This is a genomic window from Frigidibacter oleivorans, from assembly GCF_003993775.1.
Classification (GTDB): Bacteria; Pseudomonadota; Alphaproteobacteria; order Rhodobacterales; family Rhodobacteraceae; genus Frigidibacter; species Frigidibacter oleivorans.
The window spans coordinates 176,906-189,030 of record NZ_RJRZ01000004.1; the positions used below are offsets into that span (position 1 = coordinate 176,906).

Consider the following 12,125-nt stretch of genomic DNA (forward strand, 5'->3'; position numbering starts at 1 on the left):
AGGAGCCCCCAGGATGACCGCAGAAATCGAGCTTCACTACTGGCCCACGCCCAACGGCTGGAAGATCGCCATCGCGCTGGAAGAGATGGGCCTGCCCTACAGCGTACATCTGGTCAATATCGGCGCGGGCGAGCAGTTCGCACCCGACTTCCTGAAGATCGCCCCGAACAACCGGATGCCCGCCATCGTCGATCCCGAGGGCCCGGACGGGCAGCCCGTCTCGGTCTTCGAATCGGGGGCGATCCTGCAATACCTCGCCCGCAAGACCGGCCGCTTCTACGGCGGCACCGAACGCGAGCGCATCGCCGTCGAGGAATGGCTGATGTGGCAGATGGGCGGCGTGGGGCCGATGGCCGGACAGGCGCATCACTTCCTGAAATACGCCCCGGCGATGGACCCGCCGAACGACCTGCCCTATGCCAAGGACCGCTACCGCAACGAGGTGGCGCGGCTCTACGGCGTGCTCGACCGGCGGCTGGCGGAGAACCGGTTCGTTGCGGGCGACTTCGTCTCGATCGCCGATTTCGCGATCTGGCCCTGGGCCTCGCTGTGGGAGGGCCAGAGCCAGAGCCTCGACGACAAGCCGAACCTCGCCCGCTGGCTGGACGAGATGGCGGCCCGCCCCGGCGTGCAGCGCGGCCGCGCCGTCGCCGCCGACAAGCGCGGCGACATCGCCAAGGACCGGCAGGCGCAGTCGGTGCTGTTCGGGAAACGCTAGGCCGGGCGGCCGGGGCGAAGGGGGGCGCTGCCCCCCGGCTCGTGCCGAGCCTCCCCCCGGGATATTTCAGCCGACAAGAAGGGCCTGCGCCGCGCTCAGGCGGCGTCGTCGCCCTCGTCCTTGCGCGGCAGGCCGTGGGTCTGCATCAGCCGCCCCTGCGCCATGAAGAAGCCGAACATCGCGACGGTCAGGCCGAAGGTCTTGAAGTTGACCCAGGCCTGATCCGACATCGTCCGCCATACCGCCTCGTTCGCGACGGCTAGCGCGAGGAAGAACAGCGCCAGCCTGCGGGTCAGGATCAGCCAGCCCTCGGGCGTCAGCGGCATCACCTCGTCCATCACCAGCGCGAGGTAGGACCGGCCCCGCATCAGGCCGAAGCCGAGGATGCCCGCGAACAGCAGGTAGATCATCGTGGGCTTCATCTTGAAGAAGCGTTCGTCGTTCAGCCAGATCGACAGCCCGCCGAAGACCACGACCAGCACCAGCGTCGCCACCTGCATCGGCGCCAGACGTCCCGTCAGCCGCCACAGGATGCCGGTGGTCGCCACCATCAGCAGCACGAAGCCGGCGGTGGCGAGGATGAAGCCGCCATATTCGGTGCCGCCGATGGTCACCGTCGTGTCCTTCAGCCGCCCGAAGGCCAGGAAGAAGGCCACCACGGGGCCGAATTCCAGCGCGATCTTCACCCAGGGGTTCACCGGCCGCCCCGCGGGACGCGCACCCAGTTCCTCGGCCGCGACCCGGCCGCCCGCGACTTCCTCGTCCGTCATCGTCCGCTTTTCCCCCGTTTCCGTCCGTTACCTGCCCGCGACCTCGACGATCACCGCCCCCGCGGCGATGGCCGCCATCAGCGCCGCCCGGCGCGGCCCCACCTTCTCGCCCAGCATGATCCATCCGATCAGCGCCGCAAAGACGGTCGAGGTCTCGCGCAGCACCGCCGCCTCGCCGACCTTGTCCAGCCGGGTGGCCAGCATGATCGAGCCGAAGCTCATGTAGGCGACCCCGGCGCCGATGACACCCAGCCTGACGATCGACCGCGCCTCGGCGGCGGGAAGCCGCCACAGCCTGCGGCCGAAGACGACGGGCAGCGTCAGCCCGTCGATGAAGAAGAACCAGACGAGGAAGGTGAAGGGGTCCGCCGTCGCCCGGATGCCGAAGGCGTCATAGGTGGTGTAGAGCGCGACAAAGGCTCCGGTCGCCACCGCGAAGCCCAGCGCGGGCACCAGCGTGTCGCGGCCGACGGTGACATGGCGCAGGTTATAGACCGCCAGCCCGTAGATCCCGGTCAGCAGCACCGCCAGTCCCAGCCACTGGCCCGGCGTGTAGCGTTCGCCGAAGACGAGGATCGCGCCGAACATCGCGAACAGCGGCCCGGTGCCGCGCACCACCGGATAGACGACGGTATAGGCGCCGCGGGAATAGGTCATCGCCTGCAGGATCTTGTAGCCGGTATGGATCGCCCATGCCCCGGCGAAGATCGGCCACATATGCGGTTCGGGCCAGGGCACCAGCGGAATCAGCGCCAGCGACAGGAGCGTCACCGCCGCGTCGATGGCGGCGCGGCTGAGCCAGGGATCGTGGCGGCCCTTCTGCAGCGCGCCGAAAATCGCGTGCAACAGTGCCGCCGACAGCGCCAGTGTCAGCGCCAGCGTCCGGCCTGCCTCGGTCCCCTCCAGCGAGACGAGCCAGCCGCTCATGCCGGAACCCGCCGGGGATCGGCGCATTGAGCGGGTTGGGACAGGGGGGAGGATATGCAGATGTGGCAGACCGTGCTTGCGGAACTCGAAGGCTCGTTCCGGGCGACGCCGCCGGAGCTGATGGCTGTGCGGATCGTGGCGGCGCTGTTGCTGGGCGCGGCGATCGGGCTGGAGCGGGAGTTGCACGACAAGTCGGCGGGGCTGCGCACCCATATCCTTGTCGCGGTCGGCGCGGCCGTCTTCGGCCTGATCGGGCTGGAACTCGTGGCGCTGGCCGGGCTGCAGGACGGGCAGCAGCAGCTCGACACGCTGCGCCTGATCGAGGCGGTGACCGCGGGCGTCGCCTTCCTGGCCGCCGGGTCGATCCTGCGGGCGCGGGGCGAGGTGCACGGGCTGACCACCGGCGCCGGGATGTGGCTGGCCGGGGCGGCGGGGCTGGCCTGCGGGGTGGGGCTGATGGGGCTGGCGCTGATGGCGACCGGCATCACCATCGTCGTGCTGTGGCTGTTCAAGTCGCTGTCCAACCGCATCGGCCGTCGCTAGCGGCCCAGCCCGACCAGTGCCGCGGCGAATTCCTCGGGGTCGAAGGGCTGCAGGTCGTCGATCTGCTCGCCCACCCCGATGGCGTGGATCGGCAGGCCGAAGCGGTCGGCCAGCGCCACCAGCACCCCGCCCTTGGCCGTTCCGTCGAGCTTGGTCATCACCAGGCCCGAGACATCGGCGATCTTGCGGAAGATCTCGACCTGCGTCAGCGCGTTCTGCCCGGTGGTGGCGTCCAGCACCAGAAGCGTGTTGTGCGGCGCGTCGGGGTCCTTCTTGCGGATCACCCGCACGATCTTGGCCAGTTCCTCCATCAGGTCGGCGCGGTTCTGCAGCCGCCCGGCGGTGTCGATCAGCAGGAGGTCCGCGCCCTCGGCCTCGGCGCGGGTCAGCGCGTCGAAGGCGAGGCTCGCCGGGTCCGACCCTTCCGGCGCGGTCAGCACCGGCACCCCGGCCCGCGCGCCCCAGACCTGCAGCTGTTCCACCGCCGCCGCGCGGAACGTGTCGCCCGCCGCGATCACCACCGTCTTGCCGGCGGCGCGGAACTGGCTGGCGAGCTTGCCGATGGTCGTGGTCTTGCCCGATCCGTTGACGCCCACCACCAGCACCACCTGCGGACGGGTGGGATACAGCGGCAGCGGACGCGCCACCGGCTCCATGATCCGGGCGATTTCCGCGGCCAGGGCGGCCTTGATCTCGGCCACCGACAGACGGCGGCCCATCCGACCCTGCGCGAGGTTCGCGGCAACCCGGGCGGCGGTGTCCACCCCCATGTCGGCGGTGATCAGCAAGTCTTCGAGGCTTTCCAGCATCTCGTCGTCCAGCACCCGGCGCGGACCCTCCGCCGCGCGGTCCGGCGCGGGCGCCGCCTCGCCGCCGAAGAGCCGCCCGATCAGGCCGCGGCGTTCGGGCGCCGGGGGGGGCGGCACGGGGGCCGTCTCCGCAGCGTCCGGGGCCGCTTCCGGCGGGGCGTCGGGCGCCTCCTCCACGATGGCCTCGATCCCCTGTTCCAGACGCGAGGACGAGCGGCCGAGGCGGTCGCGCAGCTTGGAGAAGAAGGACATCGGGCCTCCGGGCTTGGGGCGATGGGGCGGCGGCCGTCCGGTGACGGCCGACCGGCCCGCCGCGGCCGCATTCCCCTCACCTAAGCCTTTCCGCCGCCGGATGGAAGCAGCGCCACGTCGGGGGCGCGCCAGCGCTTCCGGAAGGCGGCGCGGCGCGATAGGGTGCGGCGGCATGCCCCGATCCGGCTTCCGACCATGACCGACACCGCGCCGCCCCGCCGTATCCGCGCCTTCGCGCTGGCGACCCTGGTCCCGGCGGCCCTGCTGACCGCGGGGGCGGTCGCGGGCGGCCTCTGGCTGCTGGCGGCGCTGGCGAGCATGACCCTGGCCGTCAGCCTGCTCGACCGGCTGCTGCCCGAAGGCGGCGCGGCCGAGGCGGAGCCGCCCGCCGCGCTGGCGCTGTCGACGGGGCTGGGGATCGCGCATCTGGTCTGGGTCCTGCCGCTGGCGGTGGCGGGCGTCGCCGGGGCCACGGGCCTGTCCGGCTGGGAGAGGTTCCTGGCCTTCGCGGGCTTCGGCCTTTGGCTGGGGCAGGTGTCCAATTCCAACGCGCATGAGCTGATCCACCGCCCCGGCCGCTGGCCGCGCCGGCTGGGGGTGGCGGTCTATGTGACGCTGCTGTTCGGTCATCACGCCTCGGCGCACCGGCTGGTGCATCACCGCCATGTGGCGACGCCGGCCGATCCGAATTCCGCCCGTCTGGGCGAGGGGTTCTGGCGCTTCGCGCTGAGGGCCTGGGCGGGGTCGTTCCTCGAAGGCTGGCGGGCCGAGCGGGCGCTGCGCGGCGGCGCGGGCGGGGCCGGCCCCTATCCCGTCTATCTGGGCGGCGCGGCGCTGGCGCTGGCGGTCTCGGCGCTGGCCTTCGGCTGGGCGGGGCTGGCCGCGCATCTGGCGCTGGCGGGCCATGCGCAACTGCAGCTGCTGCTGTCGGATTACGTGCAGCATTACGGCCTGACCCGCCGCCTGCGCCCGGACGGGCGGGCCGAGCCGGTGGGCCCCGGCCACAGCTGGGACGCGCCGCAGCCGTTTTCGGCGCTGATGCTGCTGAACGCGCCGCGCCATGCCGATCACCACCTGCATCCGGGGCGCGGCTATCCGGAACTGCGGCTGGACCCGGCGCAGACGCCGATGTTGCCCCGCGCGCTGCCGGTGATGGCGGCGCTGGCGCTGGTGCCGCCGCTGTGGCGCCGCGCGATGGACGGCCGGGTGCGGCGCTGGCAGGCGGCGGCCGCGGCCCGGGTGACGCAGCCGTGAAGCGCCTTCGGCTGGCCCGCGCCCGCGGCATCTGGCAGGGTGCCGGCGAAATCCGCGCCTGTCCGGAGATGCCGATGCACCGCGCCGCCCTGTTCGCCCTGCCGCTGATCCTCGCCGGGCTGCCCGTCGGGGCCCAGACCGGAACATCGCCGACCGGCGCACCGCTGGGGGCCGAGGCCTTCGACGCGATCTCGCGCGGGCGCACGCTGACCTATGCGACCGGCGGGCAGGTCTATGGCATCGAGCAATACCTGCCGAACCGCCGCGTCCGCTGGGCTTTCGTCGACGACCTCTGCAAGGAGGGGCACTGGTATCCCGAGGGCGAGCAGATCTGTTTCGAATATGACGGCATGCCGGACCGGCAGTGCTGGACCTTCTACGACACGCCCGGCGGGCTGACCGCGCGCTTCGCCGGCGATCCGGACAGCGAACCGCTGGTCGCGGTCGAGGACAGCGCCGAGCCGCTGGCCTGTCTCGGCCCCGAGGTCGGGGTCTGACGGCCGGTGGCGGGGGGCGCTGCCCCCCGGGCTGCTGACTGAGCCTCCCCCCGGGATATTTGGATCAGCTGCAGGGGGGCGCGCGCTAGAACAGCGATCCCTGCCCGCCGCCGCCCCGGTCGTCGCGCGCGGGCCGGCGCGGCTGCGGCGCGGGCTGGCTGTCCGGGCGGACCGTCAGCCGCCCGTCGCGGAACTCGACCTCCAGCAGCGGGGCGGCGGCGGCGGCGGCGCGGTCGGTGACGGGTTGCCCGCCCGCCCGCACCACCGCATAGCCCCTCGCCAGCGTCGCGGTGTAGCCCACCCCGCGCAGCACCCGGTCCAGCCCCTCCAGCCGGTCCCGCCGCCGGTTCAGCGCCGCCGGCAGCGCCGCGGCGAGCCGGCCCGCCAGCAGGTCCAGCCGCTCGCGGTCGCGCTGGCCCGCCCGCCGCGCCTCGGCCAGCGCCCGGGCCAGCGCCGGGACCAGCCGCTCGCCCCACAGCGTCAGGTGCCGGCGTTCCGCCGCAAGGAACCCGGCCAGCGCCTGCGGCCCCGCCCGGCCGGCCAGCCGTTCGAACCGGGCGCGGCGATCGGCGGCCAGACCCCGCAGCGCCGGTTCCAGCCGTCCGCCGGTCAGGTCCAGCCGCTGGCGCGGCGCGGCGGTCAGCGCCTCGGGCCGGCCGAGCAGCCGGGCCAGATCGCCCAGCCTTTGCCGCCGCCGGTCGCCCTGGACGGTCATGCAGCGGCCCATCCGCGCCTGCCAGTCCGCCATCTGCGCCATCAGGTCGGCCCGGACCGGCACCGCCAGCTCGGCCGCGGCGGTGGGCGTCGGCGCGCGCAGATCGGCGGCGAAGTCGATCAGCGTCGTGTCCGTCTCATGCCCCACGGCCGAGATCAGCGGGATCGCCGAACCCGCCGCCGCCCGCACCACGATTTCCTCGTTGAAGCCCCACAGATCCTCCAGCGAGCCGCCGCCCCGCGCCACGATCAGCAGGTCGGGCCGCGGCAGCGACCCGCCGGGCGTCAGCGCGTTGAAGCCGGCGATGGCGCGGGCGACTTCGGGCGCGCAGGCCTGTCCCTGCACCGCCACCGGCCAGATCAGCACCTTGCGCGGAAAGCGGTCGCGCAGCCGGTGCAGGATGTCGCGGATCACCGCGCCCGAGGGCGAGGTGACGACACCGATGACCTCGGGCAGGAACGGGATCGGCCGCTTGCGGGCCGGATCGAACAGGCCCTCGGCCTGCAGCTGCTGGCGGCGCTTTTCCAGCATCGCCATCAGCGCGCCGGCACCCGCGGGTTCGACATTCTCGACGATCAGCTGGTATTTCGACTGGCCGGGGAAGGTGGTCATCCGCCCGGTCGCGATGACTTCCATCCCCTCTTCGGGCCGCACCGCCATCCGCGCCGCCTGCCCCTTCCAGGCGATGGCGGCCAGCACCGCCCGGTCGTCCTTCAGGTCGAAGTAGAGATGGCCCGAGGAAGGGCGCGACACCCGCCCCACCTCGCCCCGCACCCGGACGAGGCCGAATTCCCCCTCGATCACCCGCTTCACCGCGCCGGACAGTTCCGACACGGTATAGGCATGGGCGTTGTCCTGCCCCGGCCCGCCGGCGTTGCCTTCGGGGCCGTCATCCTCGAAAAGGTCCATCATGCCTCCTGTCCGCGACCACAGATAGGCGCCGCGGCCGGCGCTGGCCAGAGGGAGGGTCCGGTGCAGTTCGACAGGGTCTGGGACCGGCCGCCCTTCGCGGTAGACTACGTGGACGGCACGGGCGGCGACCTGGTCATCGCCTTCGCCTCGGTCGGGCAGGACCCGGACCGCCCGCCCGCGCCGGAATTCGTGGCCACCGCGACGGGGCGCGGCACCCGCGCCTTCCCTCGCCGGGCACTGTTCGTCATGGATGCGGCGCGCAGCTGGGCCAGCGATCCGGGCTTCGCCCCCGCGCTGGCCGGGGCGCTGGCCATCGTCGCCCGCCGCGCGCCGGTGGCGCGGATCCTGACCATCGGCCTGTCGATGGGCGGCGTCGCGGCGCTGGCGGCGGCGCGGGTGCTGCCGGTCGATGCGGTGCTGGCCTTCGGCCCGCAGGCCGACCCGCATCTGCCGGGCGAGACGCGCTGGCGGCACTGGACCGCGCGCCTGCCGCCGACCGCGCGCCCCGCTCTGCCCCTGCCCGACCGCGGCCGGGTCTGGCTGTTCCACGGCGCCGCGGACGACATGGCGCAGGCGCGCGCCTTCCCGCCGCATCCGCGGACCGACGCGCTGATCTTCCCCGGCCTCGGCCATTCCGACCTCGTGCCGCATCTGAAGGCGCGGGGCGTGCTGGCGGGGCTGGTCGAGGCGGGGCTGGCGGGCGACCGCCGCCGGCTCCTGCGCATCGCGGGCTCGGCGGGCGGGCTGCGCCGACGCCCGATGCTTGCACCGCCGTCCGACCCCGCCTAAGACGCCTGCGGACGGAACCGGGGGCGCGCAAGCACATGAACATCCTCATTCTCGGCGGCGGCGGGCGGGAACATGCGCTGGCCTGGGCGGTGAAGCAGAACCCGAAATGCGACCGGCTGATCGTGGCGCCGGGCAATGCGGGGATCGCGGCGCTGGCGGAATGCGCGGCGCTCGACATCCTCGACGGCGCGGCGGTGGTGGAATTCTGCGCGGCCGAGGCCATCGACTTCGTGATCGTGGGGCCGGAGGCGCCGCTGGCGGCGGGCGTGGCCGACGCGGTGGCCGCGGCGGGCCTGCCAGTCTTCGGCCCCTCGGCGGCGGCCGCGCGGCTGGAGGCGTCGAAGGCCTTCACCAAGGAAATCTGCGACGCCTGCGCTGCCCCCACCGCCCGCTGGGCGCGCTTCGCCGATCCCGCCGCGGCGAAGGATTACGTCCGCGCCGAGGGCGCCCCCATCGTCGTCAAGGCCGACGGGCTGGCCGCGGGCAAGGGCGTGATCGTGGCGATGACCGAGGCCGAGGCGCTGGCGGGCATCGACATGATCTTCGCCGGAACCTTCGGCGCCGAGGCCGGGGCCGAGGTGGTGATCGAGGAGTTCATGGCCGGCGAGGAGGCGAGCTTCTTCGTGCTGTGCGACGGCGAGACGGTGCTGCCCATCGGCACCGCGCAGGACCACAAGCGGGTGGGCGACGGCGATACCGGCCCCAATACCGGCGGCATGGGCGCCTATTCCCCTGCCCCGGTGCTGAGCGATGCCATCGCCGAACAGGCGCTGGCGCAGATCATCCGCCCGACCGTGGCGGAAATGGCCCGGCGCGGCACGCCCTATCGCGGCGTCCTTTACGCAGGGCTGATGATCGCGGACGGGCAGGCGCGGCTGGTGGAATACAACTGCCGCTTCGGCGATCCGGAATGCCAGGTGCTGATGATGCGGATGGGGGCGCAGGCGCTGGACCTGATGCAGGCCTGCGCCGAAGGGCGGCTGGCCGGGCTGCAGGTCAACTGGGCCCAGGATCACGCGCTGACCGTGGTGATGGCGGCGAACGGCTATCCGGGCGACTATGCCAGGGGCAGCCAGATCCGGGGGCTGGAGGAACTGCCCGAGGACAGCCGGCACATGGTCTTCCATGCCGGCACCGCCGAACGCGAGGGGGGCATCGTCGCCGCGGGCGGGCGGGTGCTGAACGTCACCGCGCGCGGCGCCACGCTGGCCGAGGCGCGCGACCGGGCCTACGGGCTGGTGGACCGGATCGACTGGCCGGGCGGATTCTGCCGTCGCGACATCGGCTGGCGGGCGCTCTGAGGCGCCTGCCCCTGCAGCTGACGAAAATATCCCGGGGTGAATTGGCCGGCACGGCCAAGAGGGGCAGCGCCCCTCCCCTTCTCTCGCCGCCTCAGATCTCGATCTGCCGGTAGCTTTCGCGCAGCGCGACCGACCAGGCCTCGCTCATCCGCTTGAACTGCGGGTCGCCCGCCTCGATCCGGCGGCGCTGCGTCACCCGGCAGGCGTCGCGCTCGATCACCGCAAGGTCGAGCGGCATTCCCACCGACAGGTTCGACCGGAGCGTCGAATCCATCGACAAGAGCACCGCCTTCTGCGCCTCGGCCAGCGAGGTGTCGGGCGTCACCACCCGGTCGAGGATCGGCTTGCCGTACTTGTGCTCGCCGATCTGCAGATAGGGCGTGTCGTCGGTGGCCTCGATGAAGTTGCCCTCGGGATAGATCAGGAACATCCGCATCGCCCCGCCGGCCCGCTGCCCGGCGACGATCAGGCTGGCCGAGGCGGTGATCTTCGCCGCCTGCATCTTGCCCTCGATGTCCTGCCGGACGCTGGCCAGCGTGTTGCCGACGATCTCGGCCACCTTCAGCATGGTGGGGGCCAGCATGATCGAGCTTTCGGAATCGGCATCCGGCGCCTCGACCGCCTCGCGCAGCCGGGCGATGGTGGTCTGGGTGACCGACAGGCTGCCCGCGGTCAGGATCGAGATCACCCGTTCGCCCGGTTCCTCGAAATGGAACATCTTGCGATAGGTGGCGATGTTGTCGAGCCCGGCATTCGTCCGCGTGTCGGACAGAAGCACGATCCCCCCGGTCAGCAGCAGACCCACGCAATAGGTCATCGTTCCAGTCGTCCCGTCCAGCACGCGGCCGCCCGTCCGGCCCGTTCCCCGAGGCGGGACACTATTGCTGCACGGCGGCCACGGCAACAGAGACGTCGAGCGATTCCGTCACGCGACCCCGTGCCACACCCCGGACCGGCGCCGCGTCCTGCGCGTCGAGGCCCGATCCCAGCCGGATATAGCGCGTGTCCGGGCAGCAGGCATTGGCGGGATCGAAGCCGACCCAGCCCAGCCCCTCGATCCACAGTTCCGCCCAGGCATGGGCAGCCTCCTGCGCCATGTCGGACCCGGCCTCCAGATAGCCCGAGACATAGCGCGCGGGCGTTTCCAGCAGCCGCGCGCAGGCGATCAGCACATGGGCATGGTCCTGGCAGACGCCCTCGCCCAGGGCCAGCGCCTCGGCGGCGGTGGTATGGGCCTCGGTCGCGCCGGGCTTGTAGGCCACCGCCTCGGCCACGGCCGCGGCCAGCCGGTGCGCCCGGTCCAGCGCGCCCGTCGCGCCCTCGATCCCGGCATGGGCCAGATCGACCAGCCCCGCCTCGGACCGGGTGGAGGCGGTGTCGCGCAGATAGACCTCGGGCGGGACCTGTTCGCGATGGCCGCGCAGCACGCCGGCCATGTCGGTCGTCGCCACCTCGCCCGAGACGCTGACCGCGATCTCGGTCGCGGGGCCGCGCAGCGACCAGCTTTCGATCCAGTCGCCGGCCCCGTCGCGGAAGGCCGCGCCGCGCATCCCGCCCTCGACCCCGATCTGCCAGCGGATCACCCGCTGCCCGTCGCACAGCGAGGGCGTCAGCCGCAGGCTCTGCACCGCGCCGCGCACCGGCGCGTCATAGCGATAGGTGGTGACATGGGTGACGCTCAGGATCATCGCGCCTCTCCGCTCAGATAGACCTCGCCGACCAGCGCCGTCAGCTTCGACACCTCGCCGATAAACCGGCTGAGGAATTCGTGCAGGCCCTCGTCGAAGATGTCCTCCACCGTCATCTCGGACAATTCGCCCAGCAGGCTGCGCCCCTTGCTCTGCGCCGGGGTGCTGGCGTGATAGCCGCGCGCCAGCCTGTCCAGATGCTCGACCGCGCCGCCGGTCGAGGTGATCAGCGACCGCGGGCATTGCGGGTTCAGGATCAGGAAATGCGCGATCTTGCCCGCGGTGATGTCGCCGCCATAGGCCCAGTGGAAGGCCCGGTGCGAGGACATGGCGCGCAGCAGCGTCGTCCACTGGTAGTTGTCGAGGCCCGAGCCCACGAAATCCACCTTGGGCAGCAGGACGTAATATTTCACGTCCATCAGCCGGGCGGTGTTGTCGGCGCGTTCCAGCTTGTAGCCGAGGCCGAGGAAATCCCAGCCGTCATTGCGCAGCAGCGTCGCGTCGATCGCGCCCCGTACCATCGCCGCGTGCCGCATCGTCCATTCGGTCAGCCGCGACAGTTCGGTTTCCGACCGGGGCAGCCGTTCCAGCGCCTTCATCTCCTGAAAGGCGGTGTTCAGCGCGTCCCAGACCTGGCTGGTCAGCGCGGTCCGCACGATGCGCGCATTCTCGCGCGCGCGGCCGATGCAGGTGGCTACCGACGACGAATTGTCGTGGTCGAAGAACAGATAGCTTTCGATGTTGCGCTGCACCGGGTCGCCGTATTTCTTCGCGAAGCCGTCGGCGGTGCCCGAGGCCTGCAGCAGGCTGTCCCATTCGCTGCGATAGCCATGCCCGGCCGAGGGCAGCAGCGCGATCCGCGCCCCCACTTCCAGCAGGCGGGCCATCGTCTCGGCCCGCTCCATGTAGCGGGCGATCCAGAACAGGTTGGCGGCGGTTCTGCTCAGCAT

13 protein-coding genes are annotated in these 12,125 nt (G+C 72.2%); 6 read left to right on the top strand and 7 right to left on the bottom strand.

The features are described from left to right. The first annotated feature begins 13 nt into the window (after positions 1-13). On the top strand, positions 14-718 hold the full coding sequence (locus EEY80_RS07840; protein ID WP_126976033.1) for a glutathione S-transferase N-terminal domain-containing protein: 705 nt from the start codon (positions 14-16) through the stop codon (positions 716-718). Between the two features lie 95 nt (positions 719-813). Here EEY80_RS07840 and EEY80_RS07845 read toward each other — a convergent pair whose 3' ends face one another. Then, positions 814-1,488, bottom strand: coding sequence for an inner membrane-spanning protein YciB (locus EEY80_RS07845; protein ID WP_126976034.1), 675 nt, complete (start codon positions 1,486-1,488; stop codon positions 814-816). A 27-nt stretch (positions 1,489-1,515) separates the two neighbouring features. Next, positions 1,516-2,415 (bottom strand): EamA family transporter, encoded by a 900-nt coding sequence (locus tag EEY80_RS07850; protein WP_126976035.1) that lies wholly within the window; start codon positions 2,413-2,415, stop codon positions 1,516-1,518. Between the two features lie 60 nt (positions 2,416-2,475). On the opposite strand from EEY80_RS07850, the gene EEY80_RS07855 reads away from it, so the two are divergent. Further along, a complete protein-coding gene (locus EEY80_RS07855; RefSeq protein ID WP_126976036.1) occupies positions 2,476-2,958 on the top strand; it encodes an MgtC/SapB family protein in 483 nt (160 codons plus the stop codon). On the opposite strand, the gene ftsY is transcribed toward EEY80_RS07855, so the two are convergent. Continuing rightward, positions 2,955-4,019 (bottom strand): signal recognition particle-docking protein FtsY, encoded by a 1,065-nt coding sequence (gene ftsY / locus EEY80_RS07860; protein WP_126976037.1) that lies wholly within the window; start codon positions 4,017-4,019, stop codon positions 2,955-2,957. The genes EEY80_RS07855 and ftsY overlap by 4 nt on opposite strands. A gap of 195 nt (positions 4,020-4,214) precedes the next feature. Between ftsY and EEY80_RS07865 the strand changes: the two genes are divergently transcribed. Both EEY80_RS07865 and EEY80_RS07870 read left to right on the top strand, forming a co-directional pair. Next, positions 4,215-5,273, top strand: coding sequence for an alkane 1-monooxygenase (locus tag EEY80_RS07865; protein WP_126976038.1), 1,059 nt, complete (start codon positions 4,215-4,217; stop codon positions 5,271-5,273). A gap of 74 nt (positions 5,274-5,347) precedes the next feature. After that, entirely contained in the window at positions 5,348-5,770 is a 423-nt protein-coding gene (locus tag EEY80_RS07870; protein WP_235829748.1) for a hypothetical protein, read from the top strand. Between the two features lie 85 nt (positions 5,771-5,855). Here the strand turns inward: EEY80_RS07870 and xseA are convergent, their stop codons facing one another. Beyond that, positions 5,856-7,397 carry an exodeoxyribonuclease VII large subunit gene (gene xseA, locus EEY80_RS07875; RefSeq protein WP_407920723.1) on the bottom strand — a complete coding sequence of 514 codons (1,542 nt, stop codon included), beginning with the start codon at positions 7,395-7,397 and terminating at the stop codon, positions 5,856-5,858. Positions 7,398-7,457: 60 nt separating this feature from the next. Between xseA and EEY80_RS07880 the strand changes: the two genes are divergently transcribed. After that, positions 7,458-8,186, top strand: a complete 729-nt coding sequence (locus EEY80_RS07880; protein WP_126976039.1) for a hypothetical protein — start codon at positions 7,458-7,460, stop codon at positions 8,184-8,186. Between the two features lie 35 nt (positions 8,187-8,221). Then, entirely contained in the window at positions 8,222-9,487 is a 1,266-nt protein-coding gene (purD, locus tag EEY80_RS07885; protein ID WP_126976040.1) for a phosphoribosylamine--glycine ligase, read from the top strand. A 91-nt stretch (positions 9,488-9,578) separates the two neighbouring features. Here purD and EEY80_RS07890 read toward each other — a convergent pair whose 3' ends face one another. The 3 genes from EEY80_RS07890 to EEY80_RS07900 form a co-directional block, all read right to left on the bottom strand. After that, complete coding sequence (locus EEY80_RS07890) at positions 9,579-10,304, bottom strand: proteasome-type protease (protein WP_126976146.1); 726 nt, start codon at positions 10,302-10,304, stop codon at positions 9,579-9,581. A gap of 61 nt (positions 10,305-10,365) precedes the next feature. Beyond that, entirely contained in the window at positions 10,366-11,175 is an 810-nt protein-coding gene (locus EEY80_RS07895; protein ID WP_126976041.1) for a transglutaminase family protein, read from the bottom strand. Then, complete coding sequence (locus EEY80_RS07900) at positions 11,172-12,125, bottom strand: alpha-E domain-containing protein (protein ID WP_126976042.1); 954 nt, start codon at positions 12,123-12,125, stop codon at positions 11,172-11,174. The genes EEY80_RS07895 and EEY80_RS07900 overlap by 4 nt, the downstream gene beginning before the upstream one ends.

What these genes read in the sequence shown, in the direction of transcription:
- EEY80_RS07840 (WP_126976033.1), top strand. Translation starts at nt 14, where the DNA reads ATGACCGCAGAAATCGAGCTTCACTACTGGCCCACGCCCAACGGCTGG.
- xseA (WP_407920723.1), bottom strand. Translation starts at nt 7,397, where the DNA reads ATGATGGACCTTTTCGAGGATGACGGCCCCGAAGGCAACGCCGGCGGG.
- EEY80_RS07850 (WP_126976035.1), bottom strand. Translation starts at nt 2,415, where the DNA reads ATGAGCGGCTGGCTCGTCTCGCTGGAGGGGACCGAGGCAGGCCGGACG.
- EEY80_RS07895 (WP_126976041.1), bottom strand. Translation starts at nt 11,175, where the DNA reads ATGATCCTGAGCGTCACCCATGTCACCACCTATCGCTATGACGCGCCG.
- purD (WP_126976040.1), top strand. Translation starts at nt 8,222, where the DNA reads ATGAACATCCTCATTCTCGGCGGCGGCGGGCGGGAACATGCGCTGGCC.
- EEY80_RS07900 (WP_126976042.1), bottom strand. Translation starts at nt 12,125, where the DNA reads ATGCTGAGCAGAACCGCCGCCAACCTGTTCTGGATCGCCCGCTACATG.
- EEY80_RS07865 (WP_126976038.1), top strand. Translation starts at nt 4,215, where the DNA reads ATGACCGACACCGCGCCGCCCCGCCGTATCCGCGCCTTCGCGCTGGCG.
- EEY80_RS07870 (WP_235829748.1), top strand. Translation starts at nt 5,348, where the DNA reads ATGCACCGCGCCGCCCTGTTCGCCCTGCCGCTGATCCTCGCCGGGCTG.
- EEY80_RS07855 (WP_126976036.1), top strand. Translation starts at nt 2,476, where the DNA reads ATGTGGCAGACCGTGCTTGCGGAACTCGAAGGCTCGTTCCGGGCGACG.
- EEY80_RS07890 (WP_126976146.1), bottom strand. Translation starts at nt 10,304, where the DNA reads ATGACCTATTGCGTGGGTCTGCTGCTGACCGGGGGGATCGTGCTTCTG.
- ftsY (WP_126976037.1), bottom strand. Translation starts at nt 4,019, where the DNA reads ATGTCCTTCTTCTCCAAGCTGCGCGACCGCCTCGGCCGCTCGTCCTCG.
- EEY80_RS07845 (WP_126976034.1), bottom strand. Translation starts at nt 1,488, where the DNA reads ATGACGGACGAGGAAGTCGCGGGCGGCCGGGTCGCGGCCGAGGAACTG.